Annotated in this window: 24 protein-coding genes; 15 read left to right on the top strand and 9 right to left on the bottom strand. The window is 65.1% G+C overall.

All coding sequences use genetic code 11. The features are described 5' to 3' along the window. Positions 1–5: 5 nt before the first annotated feature. On the bottom strand, positions 6–1463 hold the full coding sequence (locus IDF66_RS21465) for an MFS transporter (RefSeq protein ID WP_190268539.1): 1458 nt from the start codon (positions 1461–1463) through the stop codon (positions 6–8). A gap of 296 nt (positions 1464–1759) precedes the next feature. Here IDF66_RS21465 and IDF66_RS21470 point away from each other — a divergent pair, with 296 nt between their 5' ends. Continuing rightward, a complete protein-coding gene (locus IDF66_RS21470) occupies positions 1760–2560 on the top strand; it encodes a crotonase/enoyl-CoA hydratase family protein (protein ID WP_190268540.1) in 801 nt (266 codons plus the stop codon). 34 nt (positions 2561–2594) lie between these two features. Here the strand turns inward: IDF66_RS21470 and IDF66_RS21475 are convergent, their stop codons facing one another. After that, positions 2595–3242, bottom strand: a complete 648-nt coding sequence (locus tag IDF66_RS21475) for a LysM peptidoglycan-binding domain-containing protein (protein ID WP_190268541.1) — start codon at positions 3240–3242, stop codon at positions 2595–2597. Positions 3243–3385: 143 nt separating this feature from the next. Next, positions 3386–4099, bottom strand: coding sequence for a ferritin-like domain-containing protein (locus IDF66_RS21480; RefSeq protein ID WP_190268542.1), 714 nt, complete (start codon positions 4097–4099; stop codon positions 3386–3388). 204 nt (positions 4100–4303) lie between these two features. Between IDF66_RS21480 and IDF66_RS21485 the strand changes: the two genes are divergently transcribed. The 7 genes from IDF66_RS21485 (at position 4304) to IDF66_RS21515 (ending at position 11477) form a co-directional block, all read left to right on the top strand. Further along, a complete protein-coding gene (locus tag IDF66_RS21485; RefSeq protein WP_164309770.1) occupies positions 4304–4990 on the top strand; it encodes a TetR/AcrR family transcriptional regulator in 687 nt (228 codons plus the stop codon). Positions 4991–5164: 174 nt separating this feature from the next. Then, the gene (locus tag IDF66_RS21490; protein ID WP_190268543.1) at positions 5165–6196 is read left to right on the top strand and encodes a YihY/virulence factor BrkB family protein; all 1032 of its coding nucleotides are present in this window, start codon (positions 5165–5167) and stop codon (positions 6194–6196) included. Between the two features lie 68 nt (positions 6197–6264). Continuing rightward, a complete protein-coding gene (locus tag IDF66_RS21495; RefSeq protein WP_317628800.1) occupies positions 6265–7137 on the top strand; it encodes a D-hexose-6-phosphate mutarotase in 873 nt (290 codons plus the stop codon). Between the two features lie 213 nt (positions 7138–7350). Beyond that, on the top strand, positions 7351–8652 hold the full coding sequence (locus IDF66_RS21500) for an ammonium transporter (protein WP_190268676.1): 1302 nt from the start codon (positions 7351–7353) through the stop codon (positions 8650–8652). A gap of 231 nt (positions 8653–8883) precedes the next feature. Further along, positions 8884–9525, top strand: a complete 642-nt coding sequence (locus tag IDF66_RS21505; RefSeq protein WP_164309761.1) for an LGFP repeat-containing protein — start codon at positions 8884–8886, stop codon at positions 9523–9525. Positions 9526–9820: 295 nt separating this feature from the next. Then, a complete protein-coding gene (locus IDF66_RS21510; RefSeq protein WP_190268545.1) occupies positions 9821–10606 on the top strand; it encodes an SDR family NAD(P)-dependent oxidoreductase in 786 nt (261 codons plus the stop codon). Positions 10607–10667: 61 nt separating this feature from the next. Then, complete coding sequence (locus IDF66_RS21515; RefSeq protein ID WP_190268546.1) at positions 10668–11477, top strand: alpha/beta hydrolase; 810 nt, start codon at positions 10668–10670, stop codon at positions 11475–11477. On the opposite strand, the gene IDF66_RS21520 is transcribed toward IDF66_RS21515, so the two are convergent. Further along, positions 11403–12185: a TetR/AcrR family transcriptional regulator gene (locus IDF66_RS21520; protein ID WP_223309956.1), complete on the bottom strand. Its 783-nt coding sequence runs from the start codon at positions 12183–12185 to the stop codon at positions 11403–11405. The two genes, IDF66_RS21515 and IDF66_RS21520, sit on opposite strands and share 75 nt — an antisense overlap. Positions 12186–12269: 84 nt before the next feature. Between IDF66_RS21520 and IDF66_RS21525 the strand changes: the two genes are divergently transcribed. The 4 genes from IDF66_RS21525 to IDF66_RS21540 are packed head-to-tail and all read left to right on the top strand — an operon-like array spanning position 12270 to position 16523. After that, entirely contained in the window at positions 12270–13127 is an 858-nt protein-coding gene (locus tag IDF66_RS21525; protein WP_190268547.1) for an alpha/beta fold hydrolase, read from the top strand. Next, a complete protein-coding gene (locus IDF66_RS21530) occupies positions 13127–14014 on the top strand; it encodes an alpha/beta fold hydrolase (RefSeq protein WP_190268548.1) in 888 nt (295 codons plus the stop codon). Before IDF66_RS21525 ends, IDF66_RS21530 begins: the two co-directional genes overlap by 1 nt. A 6-nt stretch (positions 14015–14020) precedes the next feature. Continuing rightward, positions 14021–15562, top strand: a complete 1542-nt coding sequence (locus tag IDF66_RS21535) for an FAD-dependent monooxygenase (protein ID WP_190268549.1) — start codon at positions 14021–14023, stop codon at positions 15560–15562. Between the two features lie 58 nt (positions 15563–15620). Then, on the top strand, positions 15621–16523 hold the full coding sequence (locus IDF66_RS21540) for an NADP-dependent oxidoreductase (RefSeq protein ID WP_190268550.1): 903 nt from the start codon (positions 15621–15623) through the stop codon (positions 16521–16523). A gap of 12 nt (positions 16524–16535) precedes the next feature. Here the strand turns inward: IDF66_RS21540 and IDF66_RS21545 are convergent, their stop codons facing one another. The 3 genes from IDF66_RS21545 to IDF66_RS21555 all read right to left on the bottom strand — a co-directional run bounded on the left by IDF66_RS21545 (position 16536) and on the right by IDF66_RS21555 (position 17832). Beyond that, entirely contained in the window at positions 16536–16916 is a 381-nt protein-coding gene (locus IDF66_RS21545) for a VOC family protein (RefSeq protein ID WP_190268551.1), read from the bottom strand. Positions 16917–17001: 85 nt separating this feature from the next. Then, positions 17002–17487 (bottom strand): SRPBCC family protein, encoded by a 486-nt coding sequence (locus tag IDF66_RS21550; protein ID WP_190268552.1) that lies wholly within the window; start codon positions 17485–17487, stop codon positions 17002–17004. A 3-nt stretch (positions 17488–17490) separates the two neighbouring features. Next, positions 17491–17832, bottom strand: a complete 342-nt coding sequence (locus IDF66_RS21555) for an ArsR/SmtB family transcription factor (RefSeq protein WP_190268553.1) — start codon at positions 17830–17832, stop codon at positions 17491–17493. Positions 17833–17958: 126 nt separating this feature from the next. Here IDF66_RS21555 and IDF66_RS21560 point away from each other — a divergent pair, with 126 nt between their 5' ends. After that, positions 17959–19164 (top strand): DUF4185 domain-containing protein, encoded by a 1206-nt coding sequence (locus IDF66_RS21560; RefSeq protein ID WP_190268554.1) that lies wholly within the window; start codon positions 17959–17961, stop codon positions 19162–19164. Between the two features lie 59 nt (positions 19165–19223). Here IDF66_RS21560 and IDF66_RS21565 read toward each other — a convergent pair whose 3' ends face one another. Beyond that, on the bottom strand, positions 19224–20315 hold the full coding sequence (locus IDF66_RS21565; protein ID WP_190268555.1) for a hypothetical protein: 1092 nt from the start codon (positions 20313–20315) through the stop codon (positions 19224–19226). A gap of 18 nt (positions 20316–20333) precedes the next feature. Next, the gene (locus IDF66_RS21570; RefSeq protein WP_190268556.1) at positions 20334–20993 is read right to left on the bottom strand and encodes a polymorphic toxin type 37 domain-containing protein; all 660 of its coding nucleotides are present in this window, start codon (positions 20991–20993) and stop codon (positions 20334–20336) included. 204 nt (positions 20994–21197) lie between these two features. Here IDF66_RS21570 and IDF66_RS21575 point away from each other — a divergent pair, with 204 nt between their 5' ends. Together IDF66_RS21575 and IDF66_RS21580 are read left to right on the top strand one after the other, a co-directional pair. After that, the gene (locus IDF66_RS21575; RefSeq protein ID WP_164309749.1) at positions 21198–22049 is read left to right on the top strand and encodes a 3-hydroxybutyryl-CoA dehydrogenase; all 852 of its coding nucleotides are present in this window, start codon (positions 21198–21200) and stop codon (positions 22047–22049) included. 16 nt (positions 22050–22065) lie between these two features. Further along, the gene (locus tag IDF66_RS21580; protein WP_190268557.1) at positions 22066–22815 is read left to right on the top strand and encodes a class I SAM-dependent methyltransferase; all 750 of its coding nucleotides are present in this window, start codon (positions 22066–22068) and stop codon (positions 22813–22815) included. Positions 22816–22827: the final 12 nt, after the last annotated feature.

Raw genomic sequence — 22827 nt, forward strand, 5'->3', positions numbered from 1 at the left:
GAGCGTCATTCTTCGGTGGCACGCGAATTGGTCAGCGTGAGAGCGCCAACCGCGGTGACCAGTCCCACGACGATGGCCAAGATGGCGTAGGTGATCCGTTCGCCGTGGAAGAAGGACTCGACAAGATCACTGCTCCAGATGCCTGCGGGTAGCTGGGTGGTCACCAGCGCAGCGATGAGCGTGCCGACGATGGCGGTGCCCAGACTGGTACCGACTTCCTGCGCTGTGTCGTTGAGGGCAGTGCCGATCGACGTGCGGTTGGCCGGCATCGCGTTGACCAGCGCAACGGCGCAGATGGTCATCACGGTGCGCAGGCCGATGGTCATCACGACCATCGAGGCCGCGATGGCGGCATAGCCGTGTTCGACGCCCCAGGCGAGACCGCCCATCGAGCCGGCAAGGCAGAGGGCGCCGATCAGGCAGGCGATGCGATGACCGAAACGTGCGGCGAGCCACTCCGAGAGCGGGGACGCGACGAGCATCGTGATGATGATCGGCAGGTTCGCCAGGCCGGCCTTGACCGGGCTCCAGCCGTAGGCGTACTGGAAGTGCAAGATGAGTCCGAACATGGTGGCGGCCATCGCGATCGCAGTGCCCGCCTGAGCGATGGTGGCACCGCGGACCGTGCCGTTGCGGAACAGTCGCACGTCCAGCATCGGCGATGCGGTCCGCAACTCGTGCCACACGAAGACCGCGCCGGCGATGGCGGCGCCGACGATGGAGCCGATGGTGAGCGGAGACAGCCAGCCATGCTCGACGCCGCTGGTCATCGACCAGCACGCGAGTCCGATCGTGGTGATGCTGAGGAGCGCACCGGGAAGGTCGAGCGCATCCTTGGTGAGGCCGTCGGGTCGGTCGGCGGCCACACCCAATCGAACGCCGACCGCGGCGATCAGTGCGATTGGGGCGTTCACGACCAGAAGCCACTCCCACCGCACGTGTGCCAGCGCGGTGCCTCCGAGCAGCGGACCGAGGACGAAGCCTGCCATGCCCACGACGATCATCACCGTCATCGCACGCATCCGTAGCTTCTCGTCATCGAAGAGGCGGAACACCAGTGAGTTCGTGATCGGGGCCATCGCGGCGGCGGCGATACCGAGTGCGGCGCGCAGCGCAATGAGCTCGCCCGTGGTGGACACGGCCACGACGAGCAGGCTCAGAATTCCGAATGCGGCGAGCCCGGCCAGTAGCACCCGCCGACGTCCGAATCGGTCGGCGATCGACCCTGCAGTCAGTAGCAGGCCACCGAAAGTCAGTGAGTATGCACCGGTCACCCACTGCAATGCCGTGGTGCTACCGCCCAGGTCGCGCCCGATGGTCGGCAACGCAATCGACAACAGGGTGTTGTCGACCATCTCGACGAAGAAGGCCAGGCAGAGGGCGGCGAGCGGAATCCACGCTGCGGCGAGTGAGGTATAGGTGCGCGACGGCGTCGACGGCGCGGTGTGTGTTGTGGTGGTCATCGGGATCTCCTTCCCGGGGCGGGGTAGCGGAATTGATGCCAACGCTAGGGACCGGTTCTGTCGTGGTGCTGCCACGCGCTGACGCCCGGCTGTCATGCCCTGTCGTGGTCGGGGAAACCTGATGACCAGGCAGAACCGGGCCGCAGCCGACGGAACGGCGAGAATGTTGTCGCGGTCCTGTCATGCCTGATCACGCATGTGCAGACGCCTCGACTGCCGCGAACCATAGAATGGCCGAGCACGCGACGTGACACTTGCGACAGGGCTTGACGGGATCAACATGAGGAGAATCGGCGATGGGCGAACATCGGGTTCGCGTCGACGTCAGCGATGACGGCGTCGCAACAGTGACCTTGGATCGTGGCGAGAAACACAACGCGCTGGATCCCGCGATGTTCGATGCGATTCTGGAGACGACCGAAAGTCTCGCAGTTGATCGTCGAGTCCGTGCCGTCGTACTCCACGGTGCGGGTAAGAGCTTCTGCTCTGGGTTGGATATCTCGGCGCTCGGCCAGGGCGGCGGATCAGCGTCATTGCTGACCCGGGAGGCCGGTCATCTGGCCAACCATGCACAGCGCGTCTCGACCGACTGGGCGCGAGTACCCGCGCCCGTCATCGCTGCGATCACCGGCAACTGCTTCGGGGGCGGATTGCAGATCGCCCTCGGCGCAGATATCCGCTATGTGACGCCAGATGCACGGCTGTCGATCATGGAGGTCAAGTGGGGGCTGGTGCCGGACATGGGCATCACGCAGACGCTCCCCCGTCTGGTTGCTGCCGATGTCGCCAAGGAGCTCACCTTCACCGGCCGCATCATCTCGGGCACCGAGGCCCGCACGTTGGGGCTCGCCACCCGCGTCGTCGACGACCCCCGTGCGGCGGCACTCGAGCTGGCTCACGAGATCGCCCGCAAATCGCCGCATGCGATACGCGCGGCCAAACGACTCTACGACGAGACATGGAGCGGTGCGGACACGGCAGCCGCACTGATGCTCGAGAGCGAGCTGCAGGTCGGACTCATGGGTTCGCCCAACCAACTCGAGGCGGTCGCTGCCGGCATGGAGCGTCGAGACGCCCGCTACGCCGATCCGGACTGAGACACGAGGCCACGGGCATGGGCACCGCGCGCGACTAGTCGAAGGACGGAAGCCACAGGCGCTGACCAACATTGATGAGATCTGCGTTGGCGAGGAAATTGGTGGCTGCCACCATCTCGATCAGGGTGCGTGTTCGCTCGTCTCCCCCTTCACCATAATTGTGTTCGACGATCCGCCACAGAGTGTCCCCGCCGGCGACGGTGCGGCGACGATTCAGGCGGGGCCGGATGACGACCTGGCCGTGCTGGGGTTCCCCGTTGAGCTGGTGATTGGCGATGGCGAGCATCGTCCACAGCTGAGCGTCGCCGTACCATCGTTCGGCCAGGGTTTCCCATCGCTCCCCCAGGACAACTGTGTGGTGCCCGACGTCGGCGAGGTCCGGGATCACCAGCCACTCGCCGAGGATCAGATCACGCTGCGCAGCCCCGTTGGGGATCTCGAAGACCTCGCTCAATGTCTCGTCGTGGTAGAACCGCTGCGCGAGAATGCGTTTGGTGTCCGCGGCGGAGACCTGGTGGCGGAAGGTGACATACGGGATCTCCAACGTCTGTCCGACCGAGATCTGATCCGGATTCGTGATCTTGTTGATCGAGCTGATCACGCGGAACAGTCGTCCATCGCCGTAGAAGTGCCGGGCGATCGCCGACAACGTGTCGCCTGCGACGACCTGATGCTTCGTCATGATGCTGCCTCTCGTCGGTGTCGTGCCGGTGCACGACGGAACTCAAGGCTGAACTGCTCGACCACCGACGTCATGAGTAATCGACTACCCGAATCGTTCGTCATCACGCGTGAATGACCGAAGGCATCGGATTCGCCGTGGCCCTAGACCCGCATCAGGACTCCGTCGAAGACCGTCGCGGCGGCGTCGTCGAACAACTGCATCGTGTCCACCACGAAGCTTCGGCGGGTGACCCCGCACGCGCGGAGTGCGGGACCGTGGTCCACTGCGACCACCACCACGACGCCCAGTGCGAGTGTGCGCCATGCGTTCTTGACAAAAATCCTGGCCGGTGCCCGGATTCCGTCGAAGGCCAGGTTGAGCCGACGGCACTGGAACGGGACGTGGTGCCGCTCGTCGTCGAGGATCCGCTCGGACACATCTGTCAGCAGGTCATCACCTCCCCCGTCGGCCAGTGCACGGTAGTACCGCAGTGCGACGATCTCGGCGATGGCCAGGACCATCAGCTCGAGCTTCAAGCCCATGAGTCGGCGAAGGTGAACGAAGACGGTATCGGACCAATGCGCCCCCTTCGTCTGGGCTCCGGCGGACCGAAGTATCCCGGCGAGCATTCGTGCGTGGTTTTGTTCCTCGGCGACAAACAGTCGGATGGCGGTTTCGTAATCTCGATCGCCCACGGTCGCGGCGTTGGCGATCAGGTGAGCGCCGTCGCCGCTCTCTCCGACCTGAAACTTCTGTACGCTCCGCACCACCGCGGGGTGCAATCGCGATACATGCGTCCAGTCGGGCTCGGGCTCGGCCGTCCGGCGCGCGGCTCTGGCCGTGAACTCCGCCGACCATTCATGCGGTTCAGTCATGTGACAACGGTAGTCGGGGCTGTCCGGGTGTGGTTGTGGCTGATTTCCCGCGCGACATTTCCCGGAGTGTCGCTGTCGAAAACCTGTTCGGCGGGTCGCTGCGGGCGCCTACATCCTCCCGAGGGATAGCGGTTGCCGGGGCCGACGCGCCGTGTCCTGGCCGCCGGGCCTCGTCGGTTCCCGTTCACATGGGACGCTGGGTAGATGACGGACACGGTCGAGGTCGGCGGAAACGACGCCGAAGGGCAGACCACGACGCGCGGTCGCAAAGCCCGGGCAACGACGGAACTGCTCCTGGACACAGCGGAACGGCTGTTTGCCGAGCGTGGAATTTACGCGGTGTCGAACCGACAGATAGCCGACGCGGCCGGCCAGGGCAATCCGGCGGTGGTCGGCTATTACTTCGACAGCCGACTCGATCTGGTTCGCGCCTTGGTCGAGAGGTTCAACCTGCGCATCGAGGTCGAGCGCGAGGCGATGGTCGATCGAATGGATCGCCACGCAGGTATCCGCCAGTGGATCGAATGCCAGGTGCTCCCCTTCACCGGTGGGTTCGACGAGCTCGGGGCGACATCCTATTTCGCCAGATTCTGTGCCCAACTCATTGCTGACCCCGAGCTGCGCAGCATCCTGCTCGACGAATCGCTGGTGTCGTCGCCGACCAACCTGCTCACCTATCAGGGACTGGTGGAGACGTTGCCGTTTCTGCCGCCACAGCTGCGTGCCGAGCGCGCGGAGTGTGCCTTCTTCCTCACTGTCGGGATGTGCGCGGACTTCGAACGCGCACGGGCCGCCGGAACCCCCACAGCCCGAACCACCTGGGACCAGCTCGCCCTCGGCCTCGTCGACTTGCTGGTGGGCGTCTGGACCGCACCCGTGTCACCAGGGTGACACGGGTCCCGGGCGAGATTGCCCCAACGGGCGTCTGCGGCGGGCCACCGGCGTGTACTGCGCGTTCAGCGAGGCAAACCCCGTAGACTCGGCGCCGCCACGGCCCCGATTGCCCGGCGCCTGCCAGACGGCTGCGGCGGTGATCGCGTTGGGTTCGACGGAAAGGTGGCGCGGGTGTCGCTGTCAGACCGCATCGACAATTTCCAGCGCAGGTACCCGAAGTCCGGTTTTCCGTTGGCCGTCGCCTACAAGTTCTTCGACGACCAGGGCGGCTATCTTGCCGCGCTCATCACCTATTACGGATTCATCTCGCTGTTTCCACTGCTGCTGGTCCTCACCTCGGTGCTCGGCTTTGTGCTCGAGGACAACCCAGACCTCCAGGAACGGATCGTCGACTCGGCACTCTCCCAGATCCCGGTCGTGGGCGAGCAGTTGGGCGAATCAGGACAATTGAGCGGCAGTTCCGCCGCGGTGACCATCGGCGTGGTGAGCGCGATATACGGCGCCCTCGGCGTCTCCGTGGCGATTCAGAACGCGATGAACATCGTATGGGCCGTCCCGCGCAACGAGCGGCCGAATCCGATCCGGGTACGGATCAAGGGCTCGATGCTGCTGTCGACGGTGGGTTTGGCCGTCATCGGTCTGACGGTGCTCAACGGCGTCACCGCCGCCATCGACCTCGGAGGCGACGGTCGAGTGCTCGCGATGCTCGGGTCGTTGATCCTCTATACCGCCGTGTTCGTCGTCGGGTTCCGGTTCGGCACCGCTCGCCCTGTGAGCATCCGGGACGTGTTCCCCGGAGCATTGGCCGCAGCTGTCGGATGGCAGGTGTTGCAGACGTTCGGCAGTGTCTTCGTCCAGCGCGTCATCGCCAATGCCAGTGCGACCAACGGTGTTTTCGCAGTCGTGCTCGGTCTGCTCGCATTCCTCTATCTGGCCGCGGTGATGGTGGTGATCTGCCTCGAGTTCAACGCAGTGCGGGTCGACGGGCTCTATCCGAGATCGCTGCTGACCCCGTTCACCGACAACGTCGTCCTCATGCCCGGAGACGAGGCAGCCTACTCGGCGCAAGCGCAGGCCCAGCGCAGCAAGGGATTCCAGGAGATCGACGTGAGCTTCGACAATCCTGCCTCCGGAACGACGCCCGAACATCGGGACCCCGAGGACGACCGAACCGACGTCGACGGAAGCGACGATCAGCACTAGGCGGTGCCCATGCCGCGTGAACACGAACACAGGCGCTGAGCACACAGTGCTGTGCCATGCTGGGATTCGTGACGTCACCAGATGATCTCGACGGCGTGCGATTCGGCTCGGTCCACGGGCTCGATGCGATCCTCGTTGCCACCCCGCATGCCACGGCTGCCATCTCGGTGTTCGGCGGTCAGGTGCTGTCGTTCATCCCGGCGGGCACGGCCGACGACGTGCTCTGGGTGTCTCCGCTCGTCGCTCCCCCGCCGACGGCCATTCGCGGCGGAACGCCGGTGTGTTGGCCGTATTTCGCGCGTGAAGGGCAGACCGGTGACGTGCCCTCGCACGGCTACGCGCGCACCGCGCGATGGTCGTTGATCGCCGGACACACGATCGAATCCGGCGGTACAGAACTCGAACTGGCACCCGAGGGTCTGGGACACCTGCCTCTGACGCTGCGCATGACGGTCCGTGTCGGTGTCACGTTGGAGCAGGGACTGCACACCCACAACCCAGGTGACGCGACAGTCGCGATGACCGAGGCGTTCCACAATTACTTCCGTGTGTCCGACGTGGGACGTGTCCGTGTCGAAGGTCTCGACGGACTGACCTACCTGGACAAGTTCGATGACCTGCGATCCCACACCCAGCGTGGCGATTGGGTTCTCCCGCACGATGACCCACGCAGCGACCGGATATACCCAGGCGCCGCAGGCCACTATCGGCTCGTCGATCCGGGGCTGCGACGGTCGATCGAGGTGTCGGTGCGGGGCGGGCAGACCGCCGTGGTGTGGAATCCCGGTGAGGAAGTCGCGTCGGGAATGGCCGACGTCGGGCACCATTGGCGGGGGTTCGTCTGCGTGGAGGCCGCCAACGCGGGACCAGATGTGGTCGAGGTGCCTGCCGGCGGTGACCATTCACTGTGGCAGATGATCTCGGTGTCGGCGTTCGAGTGACTGCGAATCGCACGTTTGGGCTGACGGTTCCGTCTGGCGGCAGCGCCACGTTCTGGCCGCACTTGTGGCTCGAAGCCGGAACCCGAAGGTCCGGCTGGAATACGTCTGCGTCCGTTATGTCTCTATTGTCGGGTTAGGGGTGGTCTAACCGACTGCGGCGCAACGCCATCGAGCCGATAGACTCGCGACGCTCGCATGCGACGGAAGGCGGCCATGTTCCCGAAGTACGGTGTCCCCGACAGCGCCAACACGGCATGGATGCTCACGGCGTTCGCGCTCGTGCTGCTCATGACCCCTGCCCTCGCCTTGTTCTACGGCGGCATGGTCAGATCCAAGAGCGTCCTGAACATGATGATGATGTGTCTGTCGGCGATCCCGATCGTGTGGATCATCTGGGTCGTCGTGGGCTACTCCCTCGCGTTCGGCGACGATCACGCCGGGCTGATCGGTGGCTTCGGCTCCTTCCCCGGCCTCCATCACACCTACGGCCACGACCCCGCGCACCCGACCGGTATACCCCTCGTCGGGACCATCCCGGCGATCCTCTTCGTCGCATTCCAGGCCGGCTTCGCGATGGTGACGGTCGCGCTGATCGCGGGTGCTGTGGCTGACCGTATGCGTTTCATCTCGTGGGTGATCTTCGCTGCGGTCTGGTCGTTGGTCGTCTACGTCCCGATTGCCCACTGGGTGTTCAGTGCGCCCGGCCTGACCGAGGAGAGCGGCGGCTGGATCGTCTCCCACCTCAAGGCGATCGACTTCGCCGGTGGAACGGCGGTCGAGATCAATTCAGGCGCCTCGGCGCTGATCCTGGCACTGTTCCTGGGGCGCCGCCGCGGCTGGCCCAAGGATCCGATGCGACCGCACAACCTCCCGTTCGTCATGCTCGGTGCCGGTCTCCTGTGGTTCGGATGGTTCGGCTTCAATGCGGGTTCTGCGCTGGAGGCGAACGGTTCGGCCGCGATGATCGCGGTCAACACGCTGGGCGCGGGCGCCGCATCGATGGTCGCGTGGCTCGTCGTCGAGCAGGTACGCCACGGCCGTCCGACATCATTCGGCGCGGCATCGGGAGTGATCGCAGGCCTCGTCGCGATCACCCCCTCCTGCTCGGCGGTGACTCCCGTGGGCGCACTGGCAGTCGGTGCGGCGGCGGGTGCGGTCAGTTCGTACGCCATCGAATTGAAGTTCCGCTGGCGCTACGACGACTCGCTCGACGTCGTCGGCGTGCATTTCGTCAGCGGCGTGGTCGGCATGCTGATGATCGGGCTCGTCGCCTCACATTCGGCACCGGCCGGCGTCGACGGACTCTTCTACGGTGGCGGTATCGATCAACTGTGGCGGCAGGCCGTCGCGGTGATCGCCGTACTCGCGTACGCCGCCGCGGTCACGAGTGTCATCGCGCTGGCCCTCAGGTACACGATCGGGCTGCGGGCCGACCGCGAGCACGAAATCGACGGAATCGACGACGGCCAGCATGCCGAGTCCGCCTACGACTTCCAACCGTCCGGCGGCGGCTAGCAGGTCTTACGAACCTGTCGGTGCGGCAGGGGTATTCAACGAATCGCTGCCGACGACCACGTGTCGGAGGCTGCTCGTCGCCACTCTCGCTCGGCACTCGCCTGGCACGAGCCTCAGAATTCTTTCTGGCAAACCCTGTATTTGCCGACGTTGTTCTCGTTACCGTCGTCCAGGGTGCGCCTCGTGCGTCTACCCGCCAGGTAAGTGCTCTGAGAAACCGAAAGGGACATCATGAAGCAGACCACTCGACGGGTTGTCGCCATTGCTGCGGCTGCCTCGATCGCCACGCTCGGTGTGGCAGCTTGTAGCGACGACAGCAACAGTGATTCATCGACATCGTCAGCGGCATCGTCGGCGGTGATGGGTTCGGAGTCGGGTGCATCGGGCTCCGCTGAGGCGTCCGGCGAGGCCTCCGGTGCGAACGGCTCCGTCGAACTGACAGCTGCCGACGGCACCAAGGTGACGCTGTCCGGCCCGATCGCCGCGAAATATCAGACGGCAACGGAGAAACAGAAGACCGACCTCGGTGCTCCGAAGACCGGTGCGGATGCCTCGGGCACCGGGGACAACGGTGTGGTGTTCCAGCAGTTCGACGGCGGGGTCATCACCGCCAAGAACGCTGACGCCGGTACACCTGCGTACGTCACGTGGGGCAAGATCCGTGACGCGTGGAACGTTCCGCGCGATGAGACGGGCAAGCCTGCGCCCGATGGCAAGGGCGGGTCGCAAGGACCGCTCGGCGTCGCCACCAGCGACGAAACCGATGCGGATGGCGTCAAGACGTCGACGTTCGAACACGGCAAGATCACCTGGACCGAATCGACCGATCAGGTCGAGGTCACCGTCAACGGCACGGTGGTGCCGGCTCAGTAGCTGCTGACCTCAGGCCGTCTGCGCCCCATCCGCATCTGACGCGGATGGGGCGCATCCGTCTTTCGCCTCGCGACAACGAACTCCCCGTAATCGTCTGCGAGAGTGCGAGATGCCGCTGCTTCCGGCCCGGTGAAGCCAATCTCTCGTGTTGGTCCTCCTGGTGGCCAGAACCAGGCTAAAGTCCGCACTACGTAGTCGCGCCAGGACGGGTGAGCACCCGACCGCCCGCTCTATGCCTGGTCGCCGCGACACTCGGGCGGCCAACCGAACAACCACCTTCGACGGCGGAGATGAGATGGACCTCGGTCTTGCTGGACGGCTCGCAGTTGTCACCGGAGCGAGCAAGGGCATCGGGCTGGCGGTGACAACAGCGTTGACCGACGAGGGAGTTCACGTCGTGGCGGGTTCACGAAGCCGGGGACCCGAACTGGCGACACTGGAGGACGCAGGTCTCGTCACCCATGTGGCGGCCGATCTGTCGACGCCAGAGGGCCCGATCGCGCTGATCAACCGCGCCGAAGAGCTCGGTGGTGTCGACATCCTCGTCAACAATGCCGGCGCGGTGACACCCCGTCCCGATGGGTTCATCAGTGTCACAGACGAACAGTGGCTGGCGTCCTGGACTCTCGGTGTGATGGCGACGGTGCGAACCACCAGGGCTGCGATACCGCAGATGATCAGGCGCGGTGGCGGATCCGTGGTCACGGTCGGTTCGGTCAACGCGTTCCTGCCGGATCCCGGCGTGATCGACTACAGCGCCGTCAAGGCCGCGGTGACCAACCTCTGCAAATCCCTGTCGAAAGAGTACGGCGCGCAGAACATCCGGGTGAACACGATCAGCCCGGGGCCTGTCGCGACGTCGCTCTGGCTCGGCAAGGATGGGGTGGCCGAGTCGATCGCACGTGCCGCAGGCGGATCGGCCGACGACGTGGCGCAGCACGCGGCGGCAGAGTCCGTGACGGGGCGTTTCACCACCCCGCAGGAAGTGGCCGACCTCGTCGTGTACCTGACGAGCGACAGGTCGGCGAACGTGACCGGCGCCGACTTCACGATCGACGGCGGGTTGATCACCACGCTGTGATCGACCGGATCACAAGACTCTTCACCACTTCGCCCAACCCATCGACGATCGGACCGAACTCATGAGTGCAGACGTCAACAAGAGCAACCCGATTCTGTTCATCCACGGCCTGTGGATCCACGCGAGCGCCTGGGATCCCTGGATCGATTACGTCGGCCGGCACGGCTACACCGCCACGGCGCCCGGATGGCCGGGCGACCGCGAGACGGTTGCGCTGACCCGCGCCAACCCCGACGACATGAACGACGTTGGCATACAGCAGATATGTGAGCACTATGCAGACTTGATCGGAACACCGGATGTCAAGCCGATCGCAATCGGGCACTCCTTCGGCGGGCTGATCGCGCAGGAATTGCTCGCCAACGACCTCGTGGCAGCGGCGGTCGCGATCGATCCCGCGCCCATCAAGGGTGTCAAGGCCCTCCCCTTCTCCCAGCTGAAGTCGGCGTTCCCGGTGTTGTCGAATCCGAATAACCGAAAGAAGGCTGTGTCATTGACGGCCAAGCAGTTCCACTACGGCTTCGGGAACACCCTCAGCGAGGAGGAGTCGGACGAGCTGTTCGAGAAGTGGACGATCCCGGGACCTGGCCGCCCGCTGTTCGAGGACGCCACCGCAAACTTTCACCGTTCATCTCCGGCTGCCGTGGAGACGCACGATGCGGTTCGGGGACCCCTGCTGTTGACCTCGGGCTCCGAGGATCACACCGTTCCGGCAAAGGTCACTCGCGAGGTGTTCGCCAAGTACTCCGGCGGCGTATCGGTCACCGAGTATCAGGAGTTCGAAGGTCGCGGACACTCACTCACGATCGACGACGGATGGGAAGACGTCGCCAGTGCCGCGCTGACGTGGCTCGGTGACAAGGGGTTCTGATCTCGGCGAACCATCGGCTTGCCGATGGTTCGCCAGTCCGGTGATCAACAGATGAAGACCGAACTCGAACTCGCTCTCGAGTGTCTGTTGTGGGAGATGTTCTGCGACGGCAACCGTCGCAGGTAACGCGGCACCGTCGAGGTCTCGGTAGAGCGAGGTCAGCCGGTCCGCCTCACGTTCTCGAGCGCCGCTGTGCCCGTCGAGTTGGGCGGCGAAGCCGATGACGTATCGGGCGAGCGTGGCGTAGGCCATCGAGGCCTCTGCAGGTGTGAACCCATGGTCGAGCAGCCTGGCGAGGATTCGTTCACGCATCAGCAGGGCATGTGGACCGATGGGTACTCGTTCGATGAGCAAAGGCGCCACGCCGCGATGTCGGCTGAGCACGGCAAACATGGCCTGTGCCGAGATGAGGCAGTCGGTCTGCCACGTGGCGCCGTCATCGAAATCGACGTGGATCTCGGCCAGTGTGTGGTCGACGACGTGTTCGATGAGCTCGGCCCGACCGGCAACCGCTCGGTAGAGCACGGTCGGACTGGTGTTCAACTGGCCGGCAAGTGACCGCATGGTCAGAGCGGAAACACCGTCGGCGTCGACGATCTCACGCGCAGTCGCGACGATTCGCTCGAATGGCAGTCGCGGCCGGCCGGGCTGTCGTCGTGTCGAATGCGCATCCTCGTCGGCCACGTCCATGAGTCCAGTGTCCGGCATGCCGATGACCGAATGCAATTACGGTCACGTCGTTACCGGAGCGCCCTTGTCAACGCGCCTCATTTAGGTAACGATGTAACCGTTATGGTCATATCGAAGACGCGGCCCGCCGACTACATTGCCGACGACTCCCGGTTCGCCGTGGTGGACGATCTCCATGTCCACTACAAACGGGCGGGACATGGAGTCCCGGTATTGCTGCTGCACGGCAGCGGATCCTCGCTGCAGTCGTTTGACCGAACTGCGAACAACCTGACGGAGGCGTTCGACATCATCCGTCCGGATCTGCCGGGCTTCGGACTGACCGGCCCCCGGTCGGATCGGGACTACCGGATCTCGGCGCTCACTGCGACGGTTGCCGGTTTCATCGATGCGCTGGGTCTGGCGAAACCCGTCGTGGTCGGGAACTCACTGGGTGGAAACATCGCGTGGAACCTCGCTGTAGACCACCCGGATCGTGTGAGGGGGCTGGTGCTGGTCAACGCGACCGGCTATCCCGGCAAGTCGCTTCCGCTCGCGCTTCGGTTGGCGCGCAATCCGATCGGCCGCGCGTTGCTGACCCACGCGAACTCGACCGGTGCTGTTGCCCGACATCTGCGGTCGATCGTCGGTCCGGGGTCGACGCAGGTTGTCGACGCCGCGATGGTCCAGCGGGTGCATGCCATGATGACCCGGCCCGGTAATCAGCAGGCATTCATCGATTTCGCGTGCACTGACCAGGTCGACCGCACCACGGAGCTCCCTGGGATTCGCATGCCGACACTCGTCCTCCGCAGCGCCGACATCGACGGGCAACACTTCGCTCGAGACATCCCGGATGCCAGGGAAGCGGTGAATTCGCAGACCGGACACCTGATCCCGGATGAGGATCCCGACTGGCTCAGCGACCGGATCCGAGACTTCGCCACCCGGACACTGCTCGCCGACGATACGGACAACTGATGCGATATTTCACCACTCGCGCCGAAGGTGCCGCCCTCGACGATGCTCTGCGCGATGAGGTCCGGGGTGAATTCGTCACCACCGGTGCGGGATTGACTCACTACGAATTGCGTGGCCCCGCCCGAGGGGAACTGGTGTTGCTCGTCGGCGGTCTCACGGTTCCGTTGTACTACTGGGATCGGTTCGCGATCCAACTGCACGCGCACGGTTATCGGACCCTCGCCTTCAGTCTCTACGGTCGCGGCTATTCCGATCGGGTCGCCACCACCTACGACGAGGCCCTACTGGTCGGGCAGATCGCCGGTTTGTGCGCTGCCTTGGACGTGCAGCCCCGTCATGTGGTCGGGTCCTCGTTGGGTGCGCTCGTCGCGATGTCGTATGTCCGTGACCACTCCCCTGCGGTCGACTCGGTCAGCTTGGTCGGTCCCGCCGGCATGGAACGGCGGTTACCCCGTGGCGCAGGTCTGTTGCGGTATGGCAGCCTCGGTTGGCTGCTGGGCAAAGTGGTCGGCGATCGCATGCTCGAACAGCATCTGGGCCACAACGTCGAGCAGGAGGCCCTGGCGGCGCAACTCTCCGAGATGGTGCGTACGTGCTATCGCGTCGACGGATCGCTGTACTCCCTCTGCTCGACAGTCGCCGACTACCCTCTCGTCGATCGGCACGACCTGTACCGTGACCACCGGTCGTCGGGTGTCCCCACTCTGCTGGTCTGGGGCGCCGAGGATGATGTGACGCCCATCGGCCGACTGCCCGAAGTAGAGACACTCCTCGGGCCCTCGCACACCCACGTCATAGGCAACTGCGGACACATGGCTTCCTTCGAGCGGCCCGCCGACGTCGCTGCCGTCTTCACCACCTTCCTCACCTCACTCTCGGAGCGCTGAATCCTGATGACCTCCACTGAAGCCGTCGATGTCCTGATCGTCGGTGCAGGGCCGACCGGAACCACGCTCGCGATCGACCTCGTCCGCCGCGGGCATTCAGTCCGGATCATCGATCGAGCCCCCGGCGGCTTCGAAGGCTCGCGCGCCAAGGGAATTCAGCCGCGCACCCTCGAGGTCTTTGCCGACCTCGGCGTCATCGACGAGATCGAAGCCGGGGGCAGTACCTACCCGCCCATGGGTATCCACCTCGGCCCACTCACCATTCCGAAGCGAATGGTGACCGTCGAGGACCCGAGCACCGAGGTGCCATACCCGAGTACCTGGCTCATTCCCCAGCACAGCACCGTCGCTGCCCTTCATGCACGACTCGGCACCCTCGGTACCACGGTCGCTTATCGGACCGAACTGATCGACCTCGATCAGAACGATGAGTCGGTGACGGCCACCATCGTCGACGCCGATGGGACCACAGAGACCTGCGCACGGTTCGTCGTGGGCGCGGACGGCGGCGGTAGCAGTGTCCGGAAATCGCAAGCGATCCCGTTCGAGGGGACCACCGATGACGCGGACCGGATGATCATCCTCGACGCCGTCACACATGGACTGAGGCGCGACCGCTGGCATATCTGGCCCGCTCTGGGAGGCAGGTTCACCGGCGCATGCCCACTCCCGAATTCCGAGCAGTTCCAATGGATGATCCGCATCCGCGACGACGACATCGTCGATCTGGCCGACGACGCACTCACCGATCTCATCCGCACCCGCACCCGCAACGGTCGGATGCAGCTTGGTGCGATCTCCTGGAAATCGGTGTTTCGCCCCAATATCCGGCTCGCGCAACGCTATCGCGACCGTCGGGTCTTTGTCGCAGGCGACGCCGCCCACGTCCACACCCCGGCCGGGGCACAAGGCCTCAATACCGGTGTGCAAGATGCGTACAACCTCGGCTGGAAACTCTCCCAGGTACTCGCCGGGGCACCGGAACGCCTGCTGGATACCTATGAGGCCGAACGGCAACCGATCGCCGCACATGTTCTCGGACTGTCCACGAAGAACTACGACAAGCTCACCAAGCTCGATCCGTCCGCACTCAAGCGAGGCGACGACGAACGCCAGCTGAGCATCACCTACCGGGGCGGGCCATTGGCCCCGGTGGACGCAGAATCCACCCGCACCCTGCAGGTGGGCGATCGCGCCCCTGATGCCCGGCTGCTGAAAGCCGACGGAGGCGGTCCGATGCGCCTCTTCGAGCTCTACGCGGGCCCGCATTTCACAGTGGTCGGCCACGGACCCACCGCGGCCGCGCATCTCAGCCACGTCACATGGCCCAGCGTCGGTGCGCGACTGCGCACCGTGGCCGTCAATTCAGCACAGGCCGAACTCGATGCCTCGACGGTGGTCCTCGCGGACATCGCCGGTGATTTCGCGACGACCTATGGGATCACCTCGGACACGATGTTTCTGATCCGTCCGGACGGCTACATCGGTGCCATCGCTCACGATCTCGATGCCATGCTCGCCGCTGTCTCCGGACTGACCCCTGGTTGAGGGCCGGTACGGTTGAGCCACGGATGGTTCGACGACCGGGGCGAGATCGGAGCGAGCGATGAAGGCGGCACGTTTCAGCAGGTTCGGCGGTCCCGAGGTCCTGGAGATCGCGGATCTTCCGGACCCCCACGCGGGACCGGGCCAGATCCGGATCGCCGTGCACGCTGCCGGCGTGAACGCCAGTGATTGGAAGAAGCGCAGCGGTCTGATGGACCCCGATCTGCCGCAGACCATCGGTTATGAGGCAGCGGGCGTCGTCGACGAGATCGGTGACGGCGTCAGCGACGTGGCCATCGGGGATCGCGTATTCGGGTTCTCCGACGACGGTGCAGGCCAAGCGGAACTGGCCGTGCTGTCGCACTATGCCCCCATCCCGTCAACGCTCGGTTTTGCCGGGGCGGCAGCCCTGCCCGCAGCCGTCGAGACAGCCACCCGATCGCTCGACCAACTCGGTGTCTGCAGCGGTGGCACTGTGCTCATCAGTGGTGCCTCTGGCAGTGTCGGGAGTGCCGCGGTTCAGCTCTCGGTGGCCCGCGGCGCGCGTGTGATCGGGACCGCGAGTCCGGCCAATCATGAGTATCTGCGGACGTTGGGGGCGGAGCCCCTCGCCTACGGTGACGGACTTGTCGAGCGGGTGCGCGAGATGTCACCCGGCGGTGTCGACCTCGCGCTCGACGTGGCCGGAAGCGGTGTCCTGCCCGAACTCATCGAGCTCGCCGGTGGTGCGGACCACGTCGTGACCCTCGCCGATTTCGCCGGCGCACAGGACCATGGCGTGCGATTCAGCCGCGGCGACTCCGGGCGCGCCCTCCATGCGCTCGCCGGGATCGCCGACCTGGTCGATTCCGGACACTTCACACTTCCTGTGGCACAGGCGTTCCCGTTGACAGAGGTCGCCGAGGCGCACCGCTTCGGGGAGGAAGGGCACATCCGAGGAAAGATCGTGCTGCTGGTCGACTGACCTTCGCGAACATCAGGCGCGGGTCGGCCCGCCCTCTTCGAGATACACGAGGGTGTTGCCGTCGCCGTCGGCGAAGGCGAACATCGGCGGGACGCCCTCCCACCGAAGGGGTTCGTCATTGTGCATGGTGGCTCCGGCTGCGGTGAGGCGGGCATGCGCCTCATCCGCATCGGTCGTGCCGAGCCGCACGGCCACCGGGATCTCGCTGTCCGGTGGGAGGAGGAGCAGCGACACGCTCGAGCCGGGTGGCCGGACCTCCACCAGTCTGGCGCCCGGCCACAGCTCCACGTCGGTGACCAATTCACACCCCAAGGTCTGGGTGTAGAACTCGATCGCCTTGTCCTGATCCCGCACCGGGACGGAAACGCTGATCACTCGAGTGGTCGCGGTCATGGTGAGCTCCTGACGGTTGTCGGTCTGTAGAAGACAGACCGATCGGCGGCACCGAACTCATCGCGACCGTGGTCAGTACGAGGATCTATCCCGCGAGCAGGGCATCGATCTGATTGATCGCTCCGGACGCGCCTTCGACGATGCCCATGTCGAGCACCTTCTGCAATGCCTCGGCGGTGTCGTATGCGCTGACGTAGGTCGCGACCGTGACCCCTGCACGTTCTTCGAATGCGTAGGTGTTCGTCGACACCGGCATGGACTCGATCGGCTTGAAGTCGTCGTCGGCGAAGCCGTCTTCGAAGCTGAACCCGTTCGGCTCGTCGATGGTCTCGAGCACCCAGTAGCCGCCGAACTTCTCCCCTTCGGGGCTCGTCATGTAGTACGTGACGCGACCGCCCGGGGTGAAGTCGTGCTCGACCACAGTCGCAGGATATGTCGGTGGGCCCCAGATCTTTTCGAGCTGGCGCGGATCGGCGTACAGCTGCCAGATGCGTGCCGGAGGCGCGGCGAACTCGGCGGTGATGGTGAGCGTGCGGGAGTCGATGTCGTGGGTGACATTGGTGACAGGCATTGATCAGTCCTCCTGTGGTGATTCCATTGCGATGAGTTCGTCGATGCGCGCGATCCGACCTCGCCAGACCGCCTCGAGCTCGGTGAGCATGGTCGCGACCGCACGTACCGCGGCGACCTCGCCGGTCGCGAGTTGCTCACGACCGTTGCGACGTTTGGTGAGCAGGCCGGCGCGTTCGAGCACGGCGACATGCTTCTGTACGGCGGCAAAGCTCATGTCGTACTCGGCCGCCAGTACCGAGACCGAGTGCTCGCCGGTCAATACCCGACGCATGATGTCGCGTCGTGTGCGATCGGAGAGCGCGTGGAAGAGGGCGTCTGCTCTGTCCTCGTCCGTATCGGTCACTTCTCAAACATACAACCATTTGGTTGTATGTCAACCCCTGTCACTGATCGGACGACGTGCGGTGAGCGGCGTAGGCTCGCGGCCAGACGCCAGCCGAACCCGTGAGGACACACCGAGGCAGCACTGATGCGATTCACACGAGACCGTCGACCACCCGGGGGTATGAAGGTCGGAAACGTCACCGGACCAGGCGTGTCGACCCAGTTCGGTGTCGGCGCAGCCGATCTCGGGGCGATGGTGGAGGGACCCAACGGCGACATCGTCGCCGTCTTCGGTGACACGTATCGCAAAGCGCGGGCCGGATCGTCGGACTGGCGTTCGCCGGTGGTGTTGATCGGAAACCGGAACCCCGAGGGTCGGCTGGTCTGGGAACGCGCGGGCGGGCCGGATCCGGCCTATGCCCGCCAGCTGTGGCCCTACATCCACGACTCTCCCCCGTGGCACCGCGGTGGGTTCTCCACGGTGATCCCGAGCGATCTGCTTCGTGTGGGAGATGATCTCTACCTGCACGCCATCGTCGTACGAGGTTTCCCCACCGTGCATTGGACGGAGATCTGGCGATCGTCGGACAACGGTGTCACGTGGGGACACATGGGCCCCCACGCCACGTTCGCAGCAGACCTGCACGACGGCTTGGCGCAGTCGTGGACCTGGGATTTCGATCCGGACGACGGATGGGTCTACGTGATCTCCACCGCGTTCCAATCAGGCTCGGGAATGATCCTGCGTGCTGTTCGGCCGGCCGACATCGGCAACCGCAGCGCGTACATCGGATGGGGCTACCGTGACGGCGCGTGGGCGTGGGGCAACCCTCCGACGGTGATCACCCCGGACGGTGAGGTCTGGCGTGAGACGACCTTCCGGCGCCTGGGAAACGGCCGCGACGTCGGCTGGGTGCTCGGCGGATTCTGCATGTCCGACCGAGGGCTGTCCTACCGGGTGCTCGACGGCCCGACCGACAACGTCGGTCGACGCGTGAAGACGACGCCGATCGCCGAGATCGCCGACTGGTCGGCCGAGGATCATCCGTCCGGCAGGGTCGCTCAGGCGTACGGTGGGTACGTCATGCCAGGCTCCGCTCTCGATACTCCGGGAGGAATCGATCTTGCTGTGTCGCAATGGAATACCAGAACCCATTGGCCGTATCACGTGATGCAGTTCGCGACCACTCTGAGCTCGGTCGCCGCGGCATCGCCTGATCGCGCCGTTCTCGCGCAGCGGATCCCGGACTGGCTGGCCACCCTCGAATCCGTCCGTGGCGAATCCGGCATCGCCGACGAGGTCACCGCCGCCGAGAACGCTCTCGATGCGCTGCGACGTCGCTGTCTGTGAGTCGTCGGGAGTCGTGCCGGTGTCGCCGTCACGCCGGTGTCGTCACGCCGGTGTCGTCGTCACACCGAAGTATGCGAGTTCAACGCCCGGGAAAGCTCATTCGCGGTCTCACCGGTCATGGTGAGGCCACCTCGGTGCCGGATGAGGACTCCGGAACCGGCCGGTTCACGATCGAACGGGAGCGGGCCGATCGGATCCAGATCGGGTCGGACCCGCGCCGCCACGTAGGTCAGGGACCCGGGCAGTATCGGCGGTGTCGGGTCCTCGGACTCGTCGGGCGGCTCGATCGAGAACGGCTCTCCTTCGTAGAGAGCAGCACCGTGGGCCACGGACGCCACGTCGGGATCGAGGCCGACGATGATCGCCCCGAGCACGTCTTCGAGCAGACTCTCGGACGTCGCGCCATCAGCGGCGGCGATCTGATCCGGCCGTTCCACATTGACCACGATGTGGAGCCGATCGACCAGTGGCCCACTGGTGTCGAGGTCGATGAGGATCTCGACAAGGCCCGCGTCGGCCGCGCCGGTGTGGCCGTTGATCACGCGCAGCGACCTCTGCCACGTCTCGATCGTGCCGTCGATCGCGTACGCGGGATTGACACACCGGAAGGCGGCCTCGACGTCGTCGGCGGACGTCATCCCGATCGCGGGTAGTGACGCGCGATCGGCGGTCACGGGGAGCCAGCCGTTGTGACGCCACAGTGCGTGCGCGACAGACAGTTCGGCGAACACCGACGCGACCGCCCGATACGCCTCGGTCGCCGGGATACCCGGGGTGGATCGGATGGCGTCCACGACGTACCGTCCTTGGGATTGGGGCGGCATCTCGCGTTCGTACATGTGGAACAACGCCCGTTCGCGATTCCAGCGCAACTCTTCCAGCGCATCGTGCGGCGGTGGCGCGGGTTCGTTGCCGCTGAGGTACCCCTCGAGCCAGCCCCGGGCAAATTCGGTGGCCTCGCTGATCTGCGATGGTCGCACCGACATGTTCTGCCCGGTGGCGAGATCGTTGATCGCGAGGAGGCCACGGAAGGTGTGGGGGTTCCCCACGATCGCGAAGAGGGTATCGCTCTGCCCGCTGATCCGGACGACCAGCCTCGAATCGACCCAATCCGGAAGGTGGCGGGGGTCCACGCCTGTCAGAAGTTCCATCATCCGTTCCTGTCTCACCTAACCGCGGACATGGCCGTTGGGATACACGTTCACATGGTGACCGCTGCGATCCACCACGTCCCAGTGTTCCCCACCGTGACGGGACTTGTCCCAGGTCCAGGTGCGGCCCTTGTTGTCGATGAATCCGCCGTTCCGGACCGACTTGGGTCGGCCGTGCGCACTCTTCGGCGGAACGTAGGGCGTACTTCCCGACTTGGGAAGCTGATTCGCATGACCTGCGGCGGGCCACTCCGGCCGTGGGACAGCCGCCTCACGACCCCTCTCCTGCGCCTGTTGGCCCGCCCGCCGGCCGCACTCTGCCCGTTCCGCCTCCAGCGCCCGCTGCCGGGCGTTGACCTGTGCCTTCTGCGCCTCGTACTGGGCGACCTGCGCCGACGTGCCACCACCCGATGCGTTCACCGACTGTGCATAGGCGGAGAGTTGTGCGACCTCCTGATTGTGCGTGGCGATCCGGGCAGGCAACGACGAGCAATCCACCGGGCCTGCGGATGCCGGAGCCGCTGTCGACAGACCCAAACCCATCAGCAGCGCGGTCATGGTCAGAGCCGCGACCACCAGCTTGCGTAACCGTTCCGGTGGGTGCCTGCGTACGGCGCGCGGATCGTCGGTGCGATCAGTTTCGGTGCTCGGCGTGTCGATCATGCTGGTGCTTGTCATCTTCTTGTCCCTCGCGTCGTTACCGGTTGGTGTGAACACTGGGTTGGATGCGGCCATGCGGTGAAAAGTTCCGCGGTCGGGCCGCCAGTTGCCCGATCCGATCGAGACGCGCCGGGCCGAGCCCGTTAGGTTGTCATCAGAGTGCGTCGACGGCGTAGAGCCATCGACCTGCGATATCCGATCTCGACACGGGAGGCTTTACACGTGACACACCTGGGAGTAGTAGGCGGCGGGACGATGGGCGCCGGGATCGCCGAGGTGGCCGCACGCGCGGGTGACGAGGTTCTGGTTCTCGAGCGTGACCAGGATGCGGCCGACGCCGCGCGCGCCCGGATCGAGAAGTCGCTGGCACGTGGAGCCAAGGCAGGAAAGATCACCGAGGAACAGGCCACGGAGTCGCTCGCCCGGCTGCGGACGACCACGTCCATCGCCGACTTCGGTGATCGGGAACTGGTGATCGAGGCGCTGCCGGAGATCGAGTCCCTCAAGGTCGACTTCTTCTCGGAGCTCGATCAGGTGACTGCTGCAGACGCGATTCTCGCGACCAACACCTCGTCCATCCCGATCATCCGCGTCGCGAAGAATGTGGCCGATCCCTCCCGGGTGGTGGGTGTGCACTTCTTCAATCCGGTGCCGGTGATGCCGCTCGTCGAGATCATCGCGAGTCTCGCCAGCTCGACCGAGGCGATCGACACGGTCACCACGTATGCCCGCGACCACCTCGGCAAGCGGACCATCCAGGCCGGTGACCGCGGCGGATTCGTGGTCAACGCCTTGCTCATCCCCTATCTCGTCAGCGCGATTCGGATGTACGAAAGCGGTTATGCGACAAAGGAAGACATCGACGCCGGCATGATCAATGGCTGTGCCCACCCGATGGGACCGCTCACGCTGAGCGACACCGTCGGCCTCGACGTGGTCCTCGACGTCGCCGAATCGCTGTATCAGGAGTTCCGCGAACCCCACCTCGCTCCGCCGCCGTTGCTGCAGCGGATGGTCGATGCCGGGTATCTCGGCAAGAAGGCAGGCAAGGGGTTCTACGACTATTCGAAGTAGCGGATTCGGTGACGGGATGCGGTCCTTCGAGACGCTTGTCGCGGAGGCCGCATCCGCCGACGTGAGTGGGTGGGGCTTCGATTCGCTGAACGGCCGCGCAATCGAGCAACGTCCACCGTGGGGGTTCTCGCGGCAGTTGGCCGACCGCCTCGGCCGGGCACGGTCGGCGTTGGACATCGACACCGGCGGTGGCGAAGTGGTGGCGCAAGCGCCCGTTCTCCCACCCACGATGGTGGTGACCGAGGGCTGGCCGCGCAACGCACGACGAGCTCGTGACTCGCTGGGCCCGCGCGGAGTTCGGGTGGTCGAGACGACCGACGGTGGTCGGTTGCCGTTTCCCGACGGGTCATTCGAGTTGGTGACAGCACGCCATCCGGTCCGGCCGGACTGGGCGGAGATCCGCCGGGTGCTGGAACCCGGCGGACACTACTTCGCCCAGCATGTGGGGCCGGCATCGGCGTTCGAACTCATCGAGTTCTTTCTCGGTCCCCTGCCAGAGCAGCGTCGCGGACGTGACCCCGAACGTGAGGTCGCCGCAGCTGAACAGGCCGGGCTCCAGGTCGTGAATCTGCAGCGAGCGCGCTGCCGAATGGAGTTCTTCGATGTGGGTGCGGTCGTGTGGATTCTCCGCAAATGCGTGTGGTGGGTTCCCGACTTCTCGATTGACACCTATGAGGACGAATTGCGCGAGATGGACGCGCACCTGCGTGCCGGCCGTTCCTTCGTCGCTCATTCGACCCGCCACCTGATCGACGCCCGCCGCTGACTCACACGCCGT

It is taken from the genome of Gordonia hankookensis, from assembly GCF_014673215.1.
In the GTDB taxonomy this organism is placed as follows: domain Bacteria; phylum Actinomycetota; class Actinomycetes; order Mycobacteriales; family Mycobacteriaceae; genus Gordonia; species Gordonia hankookensis.

Bases quoted from the DNA above. Each gene is read 5' to 3' on its own strand.
- IDF66_RS21470 (WP_190268540.1), top strand. From the start codon at position 1,760: ATGGGCGAACATCGGGTTCGCGTCGACGTCAGCGATGACGGCGTCGCA.
- IDF66_RS21480 (WP_190268542.1), bottom strand. From the start codon at position 4,099: ATGACTGAACCGCATGAATGGTCGGCGGAGTTCACGGCCAGAGCCGCG.
- IDF66_RS21520 (WP_223309956.1), bottom strand. From the start codon at position 12,185: ATGCCGGACACTGGACTCATGGACGTGGCCGACGAGGATGCGCATTCG.
- IDF66_RS21485 (WP_164309770.1), top strand. From the start codon at position 4,304: ATGACGGACACGGTCGAGGTCGGCGGAAACGACGCCGAAGGGCAGACC.
- IDF66_RS21570 (WP_190268556.1), bottom strand. From the start codon at position 20,993: ATGACAAGCACCAGCATGATCGACACGCCGAGCACCGAAACTGATCGC.
- IDF66_RS21540 (WP_190268550.1), top strand. From the start codon at position 15,621: ATGAAGGCGGCACGTTTCAGCAGGTTCGGCGGTCCCGAGGTCCTGGAG.
- IDF66_RS21550 (WP_190268552.1), bottom strand. From the start codon at position 17,487: ATGCCTGTCACCAATGTCACCCACGACATCGACTCCCGCACGCTCACC.
- IDF66_RS21580 (WP_190268557.1), top strand. From the start codon at position 22,066: ATGCGGTCCTTCGAGACGCTTGTCGCGGAGGCCGCATCCGCCGACGTG.
- IDF66_RS21565 (WP_190268555.1), bottom strand. From the start codon at position 20,315: ATGGAACTTCTGACAGGCGTGGACCCCCGCCACCTTCCGGATTGGGTC.
- IDF66_RS21465 (WP_190268539.1), bottom strand. From the start codon at position 1,463: ATGACCACCACAACACACACCGCGCCGTCGACGCCGTCGCGCACCTAT.
- IDF66_RS21515 (WP_190268546.1), top strand. From the start codon at position 10,668: ATGAGTGCAGACGTCAACAAGAGCAACCCGATTCTGTTCATCCACGGC.
- IDF66_RS21475 (WP_190268541.1), bottom strand. From the start codon at position 3,242: ATGACGAAGCATCAGGTCGTCGCAGGCGACACGTTGTCGGCGATCGCC.
- IDF66_RS21505 (WP_164309761.1), top strand. From the start codon at position 8,884: ATGAAGCAGACCACTCGACGGGTTGTCGCCATTGCTGCGGCTGCCTCG.
- IDF66_RS21560 (WP_190268554.1), top strand. From the start codon at position 17,959: ATGCGATTCACACGAGACCGTCGACCACCCGGGGGTATGAAGGTCGGA.
- IDF66_RS21530 (WP_190268548.1), top strand. From the start codon at position 13,127: ATGCGATATTTCACCACTCGCGCCGAAGGTGCCGCCCTCGACGATGCT.
- IDF66_RS21535 (WP_190268549.1), top strand. From the start codon at position 14,021: ATGACCTCCACTGAAGCCGTCGATGTCCTGATCGTCGGTGCAGGGCCG.
- IDF66_RS21525 (WP_190268547.1), top strand. From the start codon at position 12,270: ATGGTCATATCGAAGACGCGGCCCGCCGACTACATTGCCGACGACTCC.
- IDF66_RS21500 (WP_190268676.1), top strand. From the start codon at position 7,351: ATGTTCCCGAAGTACGGTGTCCCCGACAGCGCCAACACGGCATGGATG.
- IDF66_RS21545 (WP_190268551.1), bottom strand. From the start codon at position 16,916: ATGACCGCGACCACTCGAGTGATCAGCGTTTCCGTCCCGGTGCGGGAT.
- IDF66_RS21510 (WP_190268545.1), top strand. From the start codon at position 9,821: ATGGACCTCGGTCTTGCTGGACGGCTCGCAGTTGTCACCGGAGCGAGC.